The sequence below is a fragment of the Streptomyces sp. NPDC037421 genome (assembly GCF_055602105.1).
Map to the genome: position 1 here is coordinate 47,252 of NZ_JBVJWV010000018.1, position 13,510 is coordinate 60,761.

Here is a 13,510-nt window from a genome sequence, read left to right on the forward strand (position 1 = left end):
TCCCCCCCTCCCCCCCCCCCCCCCCCCCGCCTCCCCCCCCCCCCCCCCCCCCCCCCCCCCCCCCCCCCCCCCCCCCCCCCCCCCCCCCCCCCCCCCCCCCCCCCCCCCCCCCCCCCCCCCGGGTCGGTCAGTCGCTCAGGCCGTCAGGTTCGTGATGATCCGCCGCGCCTGGGGGACCACCCACTCCGGAGCCATGCCCTCGGGCAGGGTCTCGACCTCCTCCAGCAGCGCCGACATCCTGGCGGCGCCCGCCTCCGGGCGGCCCAGCTCGTGATCGGTCCACGCGGCGTTGTTCAGGCACTGGAAGCGGTCCTGGAGCGACTCCAGCCCGAGCCTCGCGTACAGCTCGGCCGCGCGCTCCCACAAATCGATCTCCTCCAGCCGCAGGGCCCGGGCGGCGTCCGGGCTCAGGACGCCCCCGACCGGGGACTCCCCTTCCCCGTCCTGGCCGGGGCCCCGGGAGCTCACCAGCCGGTCCAGCACCTGCGCCAGCTGGTGCCAGGTCTGCGCCAGTTCGGAGAGCAGTTCCGTGACCTCGGCGCCGCCGGCCGCCAGGGCCGCCTCCAGGACTTCGGCAGCCTCGTCCATCAGGGCCCGGGCGGCTGCCACGGTCTCCTCGGTGACCTCCTCGCGCATCCCCAGCCAGGCCAGCGAGCGCAGGATCCGGACCTCGGAGACCACCGCGTCACCGGTCAGCCGGCGCAGTTCCAGAGCCCGCCGGTACGCGGCGACGGCCTCATCGGCCAGACCGGCGTCGGAGAGGCTGTCGGCGGCCGCCTGGGCGAAGCCCGCATGCGGCCGGGGGTCCTCCCAGTCCTTGACCAGTTCGGCGGCGAGCAGGAACTGCTCCGCGGCGGCCCGGGACTCGCGCAGCTCACGCAGCAGGTTCCCCAGGAGGTCCCGCGCCGAGACGGCCTGTCCCTCGCCGTGCTCCAGGAGGTCCGGCAGCGCCGACTGCAGCACCTCCGCCGCGTCGGCGGTCCGGCCGTCCCGGGCGTAGGCCTGGGCCAGCATCCGCCGGGCCTGGGCCCCGCCGTCGGCGGCCAGCCCCGCCTGGTCGAACCAGTGCGCCGCCGCGAGGGCGTGCTCGGCGGCCTCCGCAGCCGTGCCCTGCCCGCGCAGCAGGACGTCCGCGAGGGTGAGGCGTACGAGGCCCTGCTCCTCGGGGTCGGTCACCTCGGCGGAGTGCTCCAGGCCGGACCGCGCGGCCGCCTCGGCCTCCTCGGGACGTCCCAGCGAGAGCAGCACCCCGGCCCGCAGTACGAGAGGGTCCGCCGCCTGCCAGGGCCGGCCCGCCTCGACGGCCCGGTCCGCGGAGGAGGCCAGCAGCTCCAGGGCCCGTTCGGTGTCGCCCTGGGAGAGGGCCAGTCGGCCGAGCATCTCCTCAGCCTCGGAGGCCAGGTCCGGGAGGGCCTGCTCGTAGGAGGAGACGAAGGAGGCGAGTCCGGCCATCAGCAGCCCGTGGTCGTGCTCGTGGCCGTCCCCGTGCTCGCGGGCGTGTTCCTGCGCGGCCTCAGCCGAGCGCAGGTACGGCTCCAGCCGGAGCGCCGACAGCTCCGCGACCGCGATGCGGCGGGCCCGCAGCGGCTCCGTCGCGTCCAGTGCCTCGGCGGCGCGCAGGCCCGCTGCCAGCAGCGCGCGGACCTCTCCCGGCGCGGCCCCGGCCTGCGCGGCCGCGCTCGCCAGCCGCAGTTCGGCCAGGGCGGCGCGCTCGGCCTGCCCCAGCGTCCGGTAGCCGTCGCGTACGGCCGCCAGCAGCTCCGCCGCGTCCGGTGCTCCGGCCCGCGCGGCCGTCAGGGCCCGATGGTCGGCGACCTCGGCGCGCAGCAGCGGGTGCACGTCCGGCTCCGGCAGCGCGGAGACCCGTACGGTGACCTCCGCCCAGAGCCGGTCCGAGTCCGGGTGCCCCGTGTCGCGGGCGCCACGGGCCTGCTCCACGAGCACGCTGAACTCGACGGCGCTGACGGGCACGGGCACGGGCGCCGGCGCCGGCGCGGGCGCGGGGGCCGGCGCCGGGGCCGCCCCGGCCGGCTGCGGCAGCGCGGCGCTGCGCACGCCCAGGGGCAGCGCGTCGGCCAGCGGGGCCCGGGAGATCCGTTCCGTGAGCCGCTCGGATACCCGGGTGGTGCCGTTGCGCACGTCGAACCGCCCGGCGATGCCCAAGGCCTCCGCGCGCAGGATGCCGTGCAGTTCCTCGACGGTGTGCGCGGAGCCCTCGTACGGCACGGCCGGGTCGGCGCCGTGGCCGAGTTCGACGAGCCGCCGGAGCAGGACGATCACCCCGGCGTAGAAGTCCAGCTGCGTCTTGACGTCCACGAGCGGCCGCAGGTGCGCCGCGTGTTCGGCGAGGATCTCCACGCCGCGGGCCTCGTTGCCGGTGAGCGCGCAGAACTCGATGTGCTGGCCGATCGCGCGCAGCAGGCTCTCCTTGCCCCGGGCCATCCGGTAGCCGCGCAGGTGGTGCGAGCGGGCCTCGTCGGTGCGGCCGAGGCGCAACAGGGGGAGCAGCGACCGGGCGAGCACCCGGTGCGGTTCCTCCATGCAGGTCTGCTCGCCCGTCAGCACGGGCTCCCAGACCTCGATGGCCTTGGCGTGCTCGTCCTTGGCCGCCCAGAACACACCCTGGGAGTTGGTCTCGCAGGCGTGGCAGTCGCTCATCGCGTCGCGGTCGGCCACGCGCCACTGCGCCATCGCCCGCTCGGCGCGCTCGTCGTCGCCGATGGCGTCGGCGAGGAAGTACTCGGACTGGCGTACCGCCCGCTCGCTGTAGCCGGCGATCCGGTAGCGCTTCTCCATGTCGTCGAGGTAGCCGGTGACGGAGGAGATCGGCACGTCGGGGGAGCTGATGATCTGGCCGGAGACCCACTTGAAGCGCCAGAAGAGGGAATGGGCGTCGCCGGAGTCGAAGGCCGACGGGTCGCGGTCGTACTCCTGGAGCAGGCGGGCGAAGGGGACCACCATGCGGCTCCGCTCGGCGCTGTACTTGTACGCGTCGATCTGGTTGAGCAGCGCCATTCGGAACACCCCGGTGTCACCGCAGACCTCGGCGGCGGCGGCAAGCGCCTCGGCCTGGGTGTTGCGCGCGGCACCGTGGGGCAGGCCGCGGTTCTCGTGGAGGGCGCGCCGGATCTCGTCGGCCGTCAGGGTGCTCACTTCTCGTCCTCCTCGAACGTGGCGGTCGGGGTGTCGACGGGATGGGTCGCCCATTCCAGGAGCCCGAGGAAGGCCCGGTTGAGCAGGGCCGAATCGGCGGGGCGGAGCGGCCGCTGGGACATCAGCAGCGCCTGCCCGTACAGCGATTCGACGGCGGTGCCGGCGAGCGTCGGGTCGGGAAGACCCGCGATCCGCCGGATCAGCGGGTTGTTGTGGTTGAGGACGAGGCGGGCGCGCGGGCCCGAGCCGCGCAGTGAGCCGAGGATGCCGCTCCACAGCGAGTCGGCTGATTCGAGCGCGGCGGTCCGGTCCCGCTCCTGGCGGGCCTGGCGGTCGTCGAGGTAGAGCGCGGGGACGGCCACGGGCTGGAAGGCGCGCAGCACGACGTCGCAGCTCTGGGGCTCCAGCCGGGTGCGGGCGGTGGAGAGGAACGCGGCGAGGGAGAGTTCGACGGCGGTGGGGACCGGGTCGAGGCGGTCGGTGACCGCTCCCGCGTCCAGCTCGGTGACCTTCAGGTCGGGGCGTACGGAGGGCAGCAGGGCCAGCAGGTCGGCGTCGTAGGTGTAGCCGGCGTTGACGACGCCGAGGCCGTGGGCCGCCGCGATCGGGGCGATCTGCCGGAATTCCTCGACGGTGCGCGTGAAGTGGATCTCGGAGTGGGCCGCCGTGAACTCCTCCAGGTTCATCGAGCCGTCGCTGGTCTCGAACGGCAGCCACGGCAGCATCAGGCCGAGCAGCTCGGCGTCGTGCCGGGCGAGGGACTTCACTCCGAGGTGGTGGACGCTCAGGAAGGCGGCCAGACGGTCCGGTTCGCTCGCGGCGAGCTCGGCCAGCCAGGACCGGATGCGGGCGCCGAGGGCTTCGCGTACGGCGGCGAGCGTCTCGTCGTCGTAGAGGTTCTCGCGGGAGGCCGTGGGCCGCAGGGTGTCGGTGTCGAGGACGGCGCGGACGAAGAAGGCCCAGTCGGGCAGCAGGTTGTCGGCCTGGTCGGTCAGCAGCATGCCCTTGAGATGGACGCGGTGGCCGGCCCGGTGGGCGGGGCTGGTCGGTTCGGGCAGTACGTACGCGACTCCGCGCACCCCGGCCACCGGCAGGTCGAGCTCGATGCTGTCCAGCGGGGTGAAGCCGAAGAGCTGCGCGCAGTGCCCGGCGAGCGCGACGCGCCGGGCTGCCGGGGTGGGGAAGGCGCGGTCCCACACGGCGGGCCGGTCGGTGACGGGACGGGGGGCGCCGCCGAGGCCGTCGTCGAAGGTGATCGGGTAGGGGAGCAGGGAGCCGTAGTCGTGCGCGAGGCGTTCGACCCGGGCGGGCTCGGTCCACTCCTCGGCGCCCGGGCGGGCTTCCAGGTGGACGGTGGTGCCGGGGTCGGGGCGGGCGTCGTGGGGCAGTTCGCGCACGGTGTACGAGCCGTCGTCCGTGGCGAGCCACTCGACGGGCGCGGCCTGGGGGTCGCGGGCGGACCGGGTGACGACCCGGATCTGCCGGGCGACGACGAAGCAGGCGAGCAGGCCGATGCCGAACTGGCCCAGGAACTGCTGACGGGTGGTCTCCAGGCCCTGCAGTTCGGCTGCGGAGGCGCCTTCGCCGCGGCGCTTGGAGCTGCGGCCGATGGTGGCGAGGAGGGAGTGGGCCTCGGCGGCGGTCAGGCCGATGCCGGAGTCCTCGATGGTGATGCGGCCGGCTGCCGCGGACAGGCGGATGCGGACCTCGGCGCCGGGCTCGTGCGCATGACGGGCGGTCACGGCGTCCACGGCGTTCTGGAGGAGTTCGCGCACGTAGACGCGGGGGCTCGAATAGAGGTGGTGGGAGAGCAGGTCGACCAGGCCGCGCAGGTCGACCTGGAAGTTGTTGACGGCGCCCTCGGCCGGGGAATCGGCGGGGAATTCGGACGGGGACGGGGACACGGATGTCATCAGGCATCAGCTCGCTTGCTCGCGTGGTCGGTCGGCGATCGCGAGGTACCCCCCTCACTGATCCCGGAACGAGGAACAGAGTAGGTGGACGATCCGACAATCACTCCGTGAATTCCGCCCCGGCCGACAGCCCCCGGCGGGCTACTGGAAGCGGAGAAATTCCGGCGGTACGGCGTCCGCCAGCCACACCCCGTTGGCGCTGACCCGGAACACGTGCCCGGCGGCGCGCATCGCCCCGGCGTCAACGGCGAGGACCACCGGCCGGCCCCGGCGGGCGCCGACCCGGGTGGCCGTCTCGCGGTCGGGCGACAGGTGCACGTGGTGGCGGGCCATGGGGCGAAGGCCCTCGGCGCGGATCGCGTCCAGGGCGGCGGCCACGGTGCCGTGGTACAGGTACGCGGGCGGTTCGGCCTCCGGCAGGTCCAGGTCCACCGCGACGGTGTGCCCCTGGCTGGCCCGGATGCGGGTGCCGTCGACGGCGAACCGCTGCTTGTCGTTGGAGGCGACCACGTGGTCGAGCTCGGCCCTGCCGAACGGGAATCCGTGTTCCGCGGCGGCCCGCAGGAGATCGTCGATCTCCACCCAGCCCTGGGGGTCGAGCACCAGACCGATCCGTTCCGGCTGGTGCCGCAGGTGTTTCGAGACGTATTTGGACACCTTCACGGTGCGTCGGTCATCCATGTCCCCAGCTTGACGGCTCGCAGGGGCCTGGGGCAGTGATTTTCCGCCCCTCGGACGGGCGGGACACCCCTCTATCGCTTTTCCAAGATACGGAATACATTTTCCGCATCACGACTTGTCCAGTGGGAGAAACTATGACAAATAAGGCTTCACTGCTTCGGCGTGTGGCTGCCGAGCTCATCGGCACCGCAGGCCTGCTCGTGGTGGTGATCGGCTCGGGCATTCAGGCCGCGAACCTCAGCCGCGACACCGGTGTCGCCCTCGTCGCCAACTCGCTCGCCTCCGCGATCGGCCTCGGCCTGATCATCACCCTGTTCGGCCCCCTGTCCGGAGCCCACCTCAACCCGGTCGTCACCCTCACCGCCTGGTGGGCCCGGCGCACCGGCGGTGGGGGACTCGACGCGCGTGAGGCCTTCGCGTACGCCGCCGCCCAGACCGCCGGCGCCATCGGCGGCGCCGTACTGGCGGAGACGATGTTCGGCCGCACCCCGGGAACCTTCTCCACCCAGGTCCGCGACGGGGGCCACCTGCTGATCGGCGAGATCGTCGCCACCGCCGGACTGGTCCTGGTCATCCAGGGGCTCGGCCGCATCGGCCGGCCCAGGCTGATCCCGGCCGCGGTCGCCGCGTACATCGCCGCCGCGATCTGGTTCACCTCGTCGGGGTCCTTCGCCAATCCCGCCGGCACCATCGGGCGGGCCTTCAGTGACTCCTTCACCGGCATCGCCCCGCAGTCACTGCCCGGGTTCGTCGCGGCGCAGCTGCTCGGCGGCGTCCTCGGACTCGCCCTGGCCGCGCTCCTCTACGGCCGCGAGCGCCGTGACGGTGGCGCCGTGGCGCCGCGCTCCGGGCAGCCGGAGAGGGAGGCCGCAGTGGCCGATATCCCCCGTACGGGCTCGGCGTTCGAGGCCATCGTCTAAGCGATCACCCATGTTGCCCACAGGCGGACGGGAGTTGTCCACAGCCGTTTCGGCGGGTTTCGGCGACATCTGAGCGATTCGCCCCGGGGGTCCCTGTGGACTACCGATCGAGCATTACCGGCCGCCCCGGCTGGCCAGATCGTTCATCGTCCGGGCCTGGAGCTCCCGCTCCGTCGCGGCCCGGACGAACTCCGCCACGTGCTCCGGCCCCACCAGTTCCTGTACCGCCCGTACCGTCCCGGCGGGCAGGGCCACCGGGGCGGGGCCCGTCGGCTGCGCCGCACCGGGCGCACCCAGATGGCGCTGGAGGTGCCGGGTCGCGAACAGCCGCATCGCCCGCGCCAGCTCGGCGTCGACCGTCTGCTGGGCCAGGGGCCGCAGCCTGCGCACCATCGTCGCCGCCTCGGCCGCGTCCGCGTCGGTCGGCGGCACCTGTCCGAGGTAGCGGGCGAAGACGTGCTCCGTGGTGAACTCCAGGAAGCGCGAGGCGATGTGCTCCACCTGCCCGCGCAGCTCGCGCAGGTGCCCCGTGATCGCCCCGAGGGGCACACCCGCCGCGTACAGCTCGGCCGCGACGGTCAGCTCCTGCGGCGAGGGCACGAGGAACTCGTCCGGGCGGCCGGGGATCCGTTCCAGCACCCCCAGCTCGCAGGCCTCGTCCACCGCGTCGTCGTCGGGCAGGCCGCCGAACCGCGCGTTGAGGTCCTCCCGGCTGATCCGGTCGGCCTCCTCGTCGGTCCAGGGCCCGTGCACCTCGGCGACCAGGCCGAGCACGCCGCCCAGTCCGCGTCCCGCGTCCCAGGCCTCCAGCAGCTCCTTGATGGAGGCCAGGGTGTAGCCGCGGTCCAGCAGGTCCGCGATCTGGCGCAGCCGTGCCAGGTGCGTGTCCCGGTAGACGTTGGACCGGCCCCGCCGCTCCGGCTTCGGCAGCAGGCCGCGGTCCTGGTACGCACGGATCGTGCGCACCGTCGCCCCGCTGTGATGGGCCAGATCCTCGATCCTGTACTCGGCTACCGCCTGATCGGACAATCCCGGCTCCCTACGACATGGCGGCTCGGCCGACCGCGCCCGCCGCGGTCCGGGCGGCAGGAGACGCCGCCAGGTACTCGACCGCCGTGAGCAGCGAGCCCTCCTGCGAGGGATGGTACGACCGCGGGCAGGAGCGGGGTATGGCCGTGCCGCGCATGCCGTCGCACCGCTTCACAGCCGGGGCTCCAGCCGCGCGATCCGGCGCAGGGCGTTCGGCGTGAAGCGGGACATCCACAGGGCGGCCTTGGACTCGGGCGTCACCGGGACCACTGCCCGGTTCTTCACCACGGCCAGCAGGATCGCGTCCGCGACCTTCTCCGGGGGGAAGTTGCGCAGTCCGTACAGCCGCGAGGAGCGCTCCTGGCGGCGCTTCTCCTCGGCGGCGTCCACCCCGGCGAACCGGGAGGTGGCGGTGATGTTGGTGTTGACGATGCCCGGGCAGATCGCCGAGACCCCGATCGACCTGGACGCCAGCTCCGCGCGCAGGCACTCGCTCAGCATCAGGACCGCGGCCTTGGACGTGCTGTACGCGGGCAGTGTCCGGGAGGGCAGGTAGGCGGCCGCGGAGGCGGTGTTGACGATGTGGCCGCCCTGCCCGCGCTCGGCCATCTGCTTCCCGAAGATCCGGCAGCCGTGGACGACCCCCCACAGGTTGACGTCCAGGACCTTCTTCCAGTCCTCGGAGCCGGTCTCCAGGAAGGGGCCCGACAAGCCGATCCCCGCGTTGTTGACCAGTACGTCGACGATCCCGTACTCGGCGGCGACCTTCACCGCGAGCTTCTCCATCGCCTGCTCGTCACTGACGTCGACGCACTCGCCCCAGGCCTCCGGGGCGCCGACGAGCCGTGCCATCTCGGCCGTGCGGGCCGCACCCTCGCCGTCCCGGTCCACCGCCACGACCCGGGCCCCGGCCTCGGCGAACGCGAACGCGGTGGCCCGCCCGATCCCGCTGGCGGCGCCGGTGACCAGCACCAGCTGCCCCCCGAACCGGTCCGCGTACTTGCCCGGAGCCCGCTGCTCCGGGGCCCGCGCGGCAGGCTCCTCGCGTGCCGTGACGAAGTCGGCGATCCACGCCGCCACCTGGTCCGGCCGGGTCCTGGGGATCCAGTGCTTCGCGGGCAGGGTCCGCCGCACCAGCCCCGGCGCCCAGCGCTCCACGTCGTCGTAGAGCCGCTCGGACAGGAAGGCGTCCCCGGTCGGGACGATCAGCTGCACCGGTACGTGCGCGTACGCGTCGGAGCGGGGCCGGCTCATCCGGGCCCGCACGTTGTCCCGGTAGAGCCAGGCGCCGTGCGCCGCGTCGGAGGACAGCGAGGCCGTCGGATACCCGCCGGCCGGGATCCCCTCGCTGCGCTCGATGAGCTTCGGCCAGTGCTTGCCGAGCGGTCCGCGCCAGGCCAGCTCCGGCAGCACCGGAGTGTGCAGCATGCCCACGTACCAGGAACGGACGCCCTGGCCCAGGAGCTGGGCGGTCCGGCGCGGGGAGGGCCGCCTCATCCGCTGCTTGATCCAGTGTCCGAAGTGGTCGAGGGAGGGCCCCGACATGGAGGTGAAGGAGGCGATCCGCCCCTCGGTACGGGCGACCGTCGCGAACTCCCAGCCCTGCACGGAGCCCCAGTCGTGGCCGACCAGGTGCACCGGACGGTCCGGACTGACCGCGTCCGCCACGGCCAGGAAGTCGTCGGTCAGCTTCTCCAGGGTGAAGCCCCCGCGCAGCGGCACCGGAGCCGAGGAGCGCCCGTGGCCGCGTACGTCGTAGAGCACCACGTGGAAGCGGTCCGCGAGCCGCTCGGCGACCTCCGACCAGACCTCCTTGCTGTCCGGGTACCCGTGCACCAGCAGCACGGTCGGCCGGTCCGTCTCACCGAGCTCGACGACGCACAGCTCGATCCCGCCGGTGCTCACCCAGCGCTCGCGCGCACCCTCCAGAGCCGTCCCGCTCATCCCGCTCATGCCGCCTTCTCCTCAGCCCAGCGCCGCACGTGCGGCAGGTCGTCGTCCAGCCAGAACGCGCTCTCCTCGGGGTCCCCGGAGTCGGTGACGACGAGGATCTCCTCGAACTTCGCGCCGGTGCCCCGGAAGCCCAGGTGCGGCTCCACCGCCCACAGGCCGGGCTGCGGCGGGTGGTCGGAGAAGTGGTACGGACTCCACAGCGGCGACCAGCCCTCCCGGTGCCCGTGCAGTGCGTCGGAGGCCAGCCCCTTGAGGGACTGGGTGCCGAAGCCGAACGCGGTCGGGGACCAGCGGCGCTCCTTGACCCGGTCTATCTTGTGCGCGATGACGCCGAAGGGGTAGGCCCGGTGCCGGTTGGCGTACCCCTGCCGGGTCATCAGCCGCTCGACGTTCTCGTAGATCTCCCGCAGCGGCCGGCGCTCGCGCACCTGCTCCAGGATCAGCTCCCGGTGCGGCCGCAGATCCGACATCAGCCGGTCCTGCACCGGATTGAGGCCGAGGCTGCCGGAGTAGCCGATGTCGGCCGCGTAGCCCCGGTACACCGGCGCCATGTCGAGGATGAACGGCATCCCCGGCTCCAGCCGCCGCGAGGTCGGGAAGAACTGGAGGGGGATCTTGAAGTTCGCGAAGGCGGTACGGTCCCCGAACCAGGCGAAGGGCAGGTGGAACCAGTCCCGCACCCCGCGCTCGCGCAGCCAGTCGCGCTGCATCCGCGCAGCCTCGCGCTCGGTCACTCCCGGGCGCAGCTGCGCCGCCACGGTCTCCGCGCACTCGTACGCGAGCCGCTGGACCTCCCTGAAGCCGCGCAGCCCGGCGGAAAGCTGCCCGGAGTCGTGCGCGGTGCGCTGCTTGGTGTCCCCAGTCATGCCGGCCGTCCGTCCCTGTCGCCCAACGCTCCCGAAACCTGCCACTGATGAATGTGACAATGGGCGGAGATCGCGTCAAGGCCCCTGCACGGACCTGTGGACAAACTTCGGCGGCATCAGCCTTCCGTCAGGGTCCGTAGTCCTCAAGGCGGATACGCGATCCCGCTCCAGGTCTGACGATCCGCGGCCCCCGCGCCACTAACGTCGAACCCGTGACTGTCATCGCGACCGAAAGCCTGAGCAAGCGGTACCCCCGAGTGACCGCCCTCGACCGGCTCTCCCTGGACATCGGGCCCGGCGTGACCGGCCTCGTGGGTGCCAACGGAGCCGGCAAGTCCACGCTGATCAAGATCTTGCTCGGACTGTCCCCCGCCACCGAGGGCCGCGCCGCCGTGCTCGGACTGGACGTCGCCACGCATGGCAGCGCCATCCGCGAACGGGTCGGCTACATGCCCGAACACGACGCCCTGCCGCCCGACGTCTCGGCCACCGAGTTCGTCGTCCACATGGCGCGGATGTCCGGCCTCCCGCCGACCGCCGCCCGTGAGCGCACCGCCGACACCCTGCGCCACGTCGGGCTGTACGAGGAGCGCTACCGCCCCATCGGCGGCTACTCGACCGGCATGAAGCAGCGGGTCAAGCTCGCCCAGGCGCTGGTCCACGACCCGCAGCTGGTCCTCCTCGACGAGCCGACCAACGGCCTCGACCCGGTCGGCCGCGACGAGATGCTCGGCCTGATCCGCCGCGTCTACACCGACTTCGGCATCTCGGTCCTGGTCACCTCCCACCTCCTCGGCGAGCTGGAGCGGACCTGCGACCACGTGGTCGTCGTCGACGGCGGCAAGCTGCTGCGCTCCAGCTCCACCAGCGACTTCACCCAGACGACGGCCACCCTCGCGGTCGAGGTCACCGACTCCGACGCGTACCCGGACGGCACCGCCGCCCTGCGCAAGGCACTCACCGCTGCGGGCGTCACCCTGCACGCGGGCGAGGAGCAGGGCCTGCCCGGCGCCGGCCACATCCTCCTCGTCGAGGCCACCGGCGAGGAGACGTACGACACCGTCCGCGACACCGTCGCCGACCTCGGTCTCGGCCTGGTCCGCATGGAGCAGCGCCGCCACCACATCGCCGAGGTCTTCCGCGACAGCGACCGGCCCTCGTCCCACGCCCACCCGAAGGGAGCCGGCCCCGATGGCGCCTGAGACCTCGACCCAGATCCACAACATCGGCTACCGGTCCTACGACGGACCCCGGCTCGGCCGCGGCTACGCCCGTACCTCGCTGTTCTCGCAGTCCCTGCGGGGCGCGTACGGGCTCGGCCGCTCCGCCAAGTCCAAGGTGCTGCCGATGATCCTCTTCGCGGTGATGTGCATCCCCGCACTGATCATCGTCGCGGTGGCCATCGCCGTCCCCGGCTCCAGCGACCTGCCGATCAAGTACACGACGTACGCCCTGACCACGCAGGTGGTCATCGGCCTCTACCTCGCCTCGCAGGCGCCCCAGTCGGTCTCGCGCGACCTGCGCTTCAAGACGGTGCCGCTGTACTTCTCGCGGCCCATCGAGCGGGTCGACTACGTGCTGGCCAAGTACGCCGCCATGGCCTCCGCCCTCTTCATCCTCACCGCCACCCCGCTGCTGATCATGTGGATCGGCTCGCTGCTGGCGAAGTTCGACTTCGGTCACCAGACCAAGGGATTCGGGCAGGGGCTGGTGTCGGTACTGCTGCTTTCGCTCCTCTTCGCCGGCCTCGGCCTCGTCATGGCCGCACTCACCCCGCGCCGCGGCTTCGGCGTGGCCGCCGTCATCGCCCTGCTGCTCATCCCCTACGGAGCCGTCTCCACCGTCCAGGCCGTCGCCTACTCCACCGGGAACACCGGGGCCATCGAGTGGATGGGCCTGTTCTCCCCGATCTCGCTGATCGACGGGGTGCAGACCGCCTTCCTCGGCGCCACCTCCGCCTTCCCGGGCGGCGAGGGCCCCTCCGCCGCCACCGGAGTGGTGTACCTGCTCGTCGTACTCGGCCTCATCGTCGGCTCCTACGCCGCCCTGATGGCCCGCTACCGGAAGGCCGGGCTGTGACCATCATCGACATCGACCACACCTCCCGCTGGTTCGGGAACGTCGTCGCCGTCAACGACGTGACCATGCGCATCGGTCCGGGCGTCACCGGACTCCTCGGCCCCAACGGCGCGGGCAAGTCCACCCTCATCAACATGATGGGCGGCTTCCTCGCCCCCTCCACGGGCACCGTCACCCTCGACGGAGCGCCGATCTGGCGCAACGAGCAGGTCTACAAGCAGATCGGGGTCGTGCCCGAGCGCGAGGCGATGTACGACTTCCTGACCGGCCGGGAGTTCGTCGTCGCGAACGCCGAGCTCCACGGGCTCGACGACGCCGCGGCCCAGCGGGCGCTCGCCACGGTCGAGATGGAGTACGCCCAGGACCGCAAGATCGCCACGTACTCCAAGGGCATGCGCCAGCGCGTGAAGATGGCCTCCGCCCTCGTCCACGAGCCGTCCGTGCTGCTCCTCGACGAGCCGTTCAACGGCATGGACCCGCGCCAGCGCATGCAGCTCATGGACCTGTTGCGGCGGATGGGCGACGAGGGCCGCACCGTCCTGTTCTCCTCCCACATCCTGGAGGAGGTCGAACAGCTCGCCTCCCACATCGAGGTGGTCGTCGCCGGCCGGCACGCCGCCTCCGGCGACTTCCGCAAGATCCGCCGCCTGATGACGGACCGCCCGCACCGCTACCTCGTCCGTTCCTCCGACGACCGGGCCCTCGCCGCGGCCCTGATCGCCGACCCGTCCACGGCCGGCATCGAGGTCGACCTCCAGGAAGGCGCGCTGCGCATCCAGGCCGTCGACTTCGGGCGCTTCACCGAGCTGCTGCCGCGCGTCGCCCGCGAACAGGGCATCCGGCTGCTGACGGTCTCGCCCTCCGACGAGTCCCTCGAGTCGGTCTTCTCCTACCTCGTCGCGGCCTGAAGGAGCTG

The 13,510-nt window shown here is 72.8% G+C and carries 10 protein-coding genes and 1 pseudogene; 4 read left to right on the forward strand and 7 right to left on the reverse strand.

Features of this window, described 5'->3' with window-relative positions:
• Positions 1-135 precede the first annotated feature (135 nt).
• The 3 genes from ACZ7IF_RS24210 to ACZ7IF_RS24220 form a co-directional block, all read right to left on the reverse strand.
• Positions 136-3,153 carry a tetratricopeptide repeat protein gene (locus ACZ7IF_RS24210; protein WP_470974787.1) on the reverse strand — a complete coding sequence of 1,006 codons (3,018 nt, stop codon included), beginning with the start codon at positions 3,151-3,153 and terminating at the stop codon, positions 136-138.
• Positions 3,150-5,066, reverse strand: a complete 1,917-nt coding sequence (locus ACZ7IF_RS24215) for an HSP90 family protein (protein WP_470974790.1) — start codon at positions 5,064-5,066, stop codon at positions 3,150-3,152. Before ACZ7IF_RS24215 ends, ACZ7IF_RS24210 begins: the two co-directional genes overlap by 4 nt.
• Positions 5,067-5,207: 141 nt before the next feature.
• Positions 5,208-5,747, reverse strand: a complete 540-nt coding sequence (locus ACZ7IF_RS24220; protein ID WP_470974793.1) for an RNA 2'-phosphotransferase — start codon at positions 5,745-5,747, stop codon at positions 5,208-5,210.
• 134 nt (positions 5,748-5,881) lie between these two features.
• Between ACZ7IF_RS24220 and ACZ7IF_RS24225 the strand changes: the two genes are divergently transcribed.
• The gene (locus tag ACZ7IF_RS24225; RefSeq protein ID WP_470974796.1) at positions 5,882-6,667 is read left to right on the forward strand and encodes an aquaporin; all 786 of its coding nucleotides are present in this window, start codon (positions 5,882-5,884) and stop codon (positions 6,665-6,667) included.
• 114 nt (positions 6,668-6,781) lie between these two features.
• On the opposite strand, the gene ACZ7IF_RS24230 is transcribed toward ACZ7IF_RS24225, so the two are convergent.
• The 4 genes and pseudogenes from ACZ7IF_RS24230 to ACZ7IF_RS24245 form a co-directional block, all read right to left on the reverse strand.
• Positions 6,782-7,696: a MerR family transcriptional regulator gene (locus tag ACZ7IF_RS24230; RefSeq protein ID WP_470974798.1), complete on the reverse strand. Its 915-nt coding sequence runs from the start codon at positions 7,694-7,696 to the stop codon at positions 6,782-6,784.
• A gap of 10 nt (positions 7,697-7,706) precedes the next feature.
• Positions 7,707-7,847: pseudogene (locus ACZ7IF_RS24235) on the reverse strand (metal-dependent hydrolase); the annotation flags it as partial.
• Between the two features lie 20 nt (positions 7,848-7,867).
• Positions 7,868-9,640, reverse strand: a complete 1,773-nt coding sequence (locus tag ACZ7IF_RS24240; RefSeq protein WP_470975043.1) for an SDR family oxidoreductase — start codon at positions 9,638-9,640, stop codon at positions 7,868-7,870.
• Positions 9,641-9,645: 5 nt separating this feature from the next.
• The gene (locus ACZ7IF_RS24245; protein WP_470974801.1) at positions 9,646-10,515 is read right to left on the reverse strand and encodes a M24 family metallopeptidase; all 870 of its coding nucleotides are present in this window, start codon (positions 10,513-10,515) and stop codon (positions 9,646-9,648) included.
• A 212-nt stretch (positions 10,516-10,727) separates the two neighbouring features.
• Between ACZ7IF_RS24245 and ACZ7IF_RS24250 the strand changes: the two genes are divergently transcribed.
• From ACZ7IF_RS24250 to ACZ7IF_RS24260, 3 genes are read left to right on the forward strand one after another with little or no spacing between them, the layout of a single operon-like run.
• On the forward strand, positions 10,728-11,717 hold the full coding sequence (locus tag ACZ7IF_RS24250; RefSeq protein ID WP_470974804.1) for an ABC transporter ATP-binding protein: 990 nt from the start codon (positions 10,728-10,730) through the stop codon (positions 11,715-11,717).
• Positions 11,707-12,594 carry an ABC transporter permease gene (locus tag ACZ7IF_RS24255; protein WP_469113932.1) on the forward strand — a complete coding sequence of 296 codons (888 nt, stop codon included), beginning with the start codon at positions 11,707-11,709 and terminating at the stop codon, positions 12,592-12,594. The genes ACZ7IF_RS24250 and ACZ7IF_RS24255 overlap by 11 nt, the downstream gene beginning before the upstream one ends.
• On the forward strand, positions 12,591-13,502 hold the full coding sequence (locus ACZ7IF_RS24260) for an ABC transporter ATP-binding protein (RefSeq protein ID WP_470974808.1): 912 nt from the start codon (positions 12,591-12,593) through the stop codon (positions 13,500-13,502). The genes ACZ7IF_RS24255 and ACZ7IF_RS24260 overlap by 4 nt, the downstream gene beginning before the upstream one ends.
• Positions 13,503-13,510: the final 8 nt, after the last annotated feature.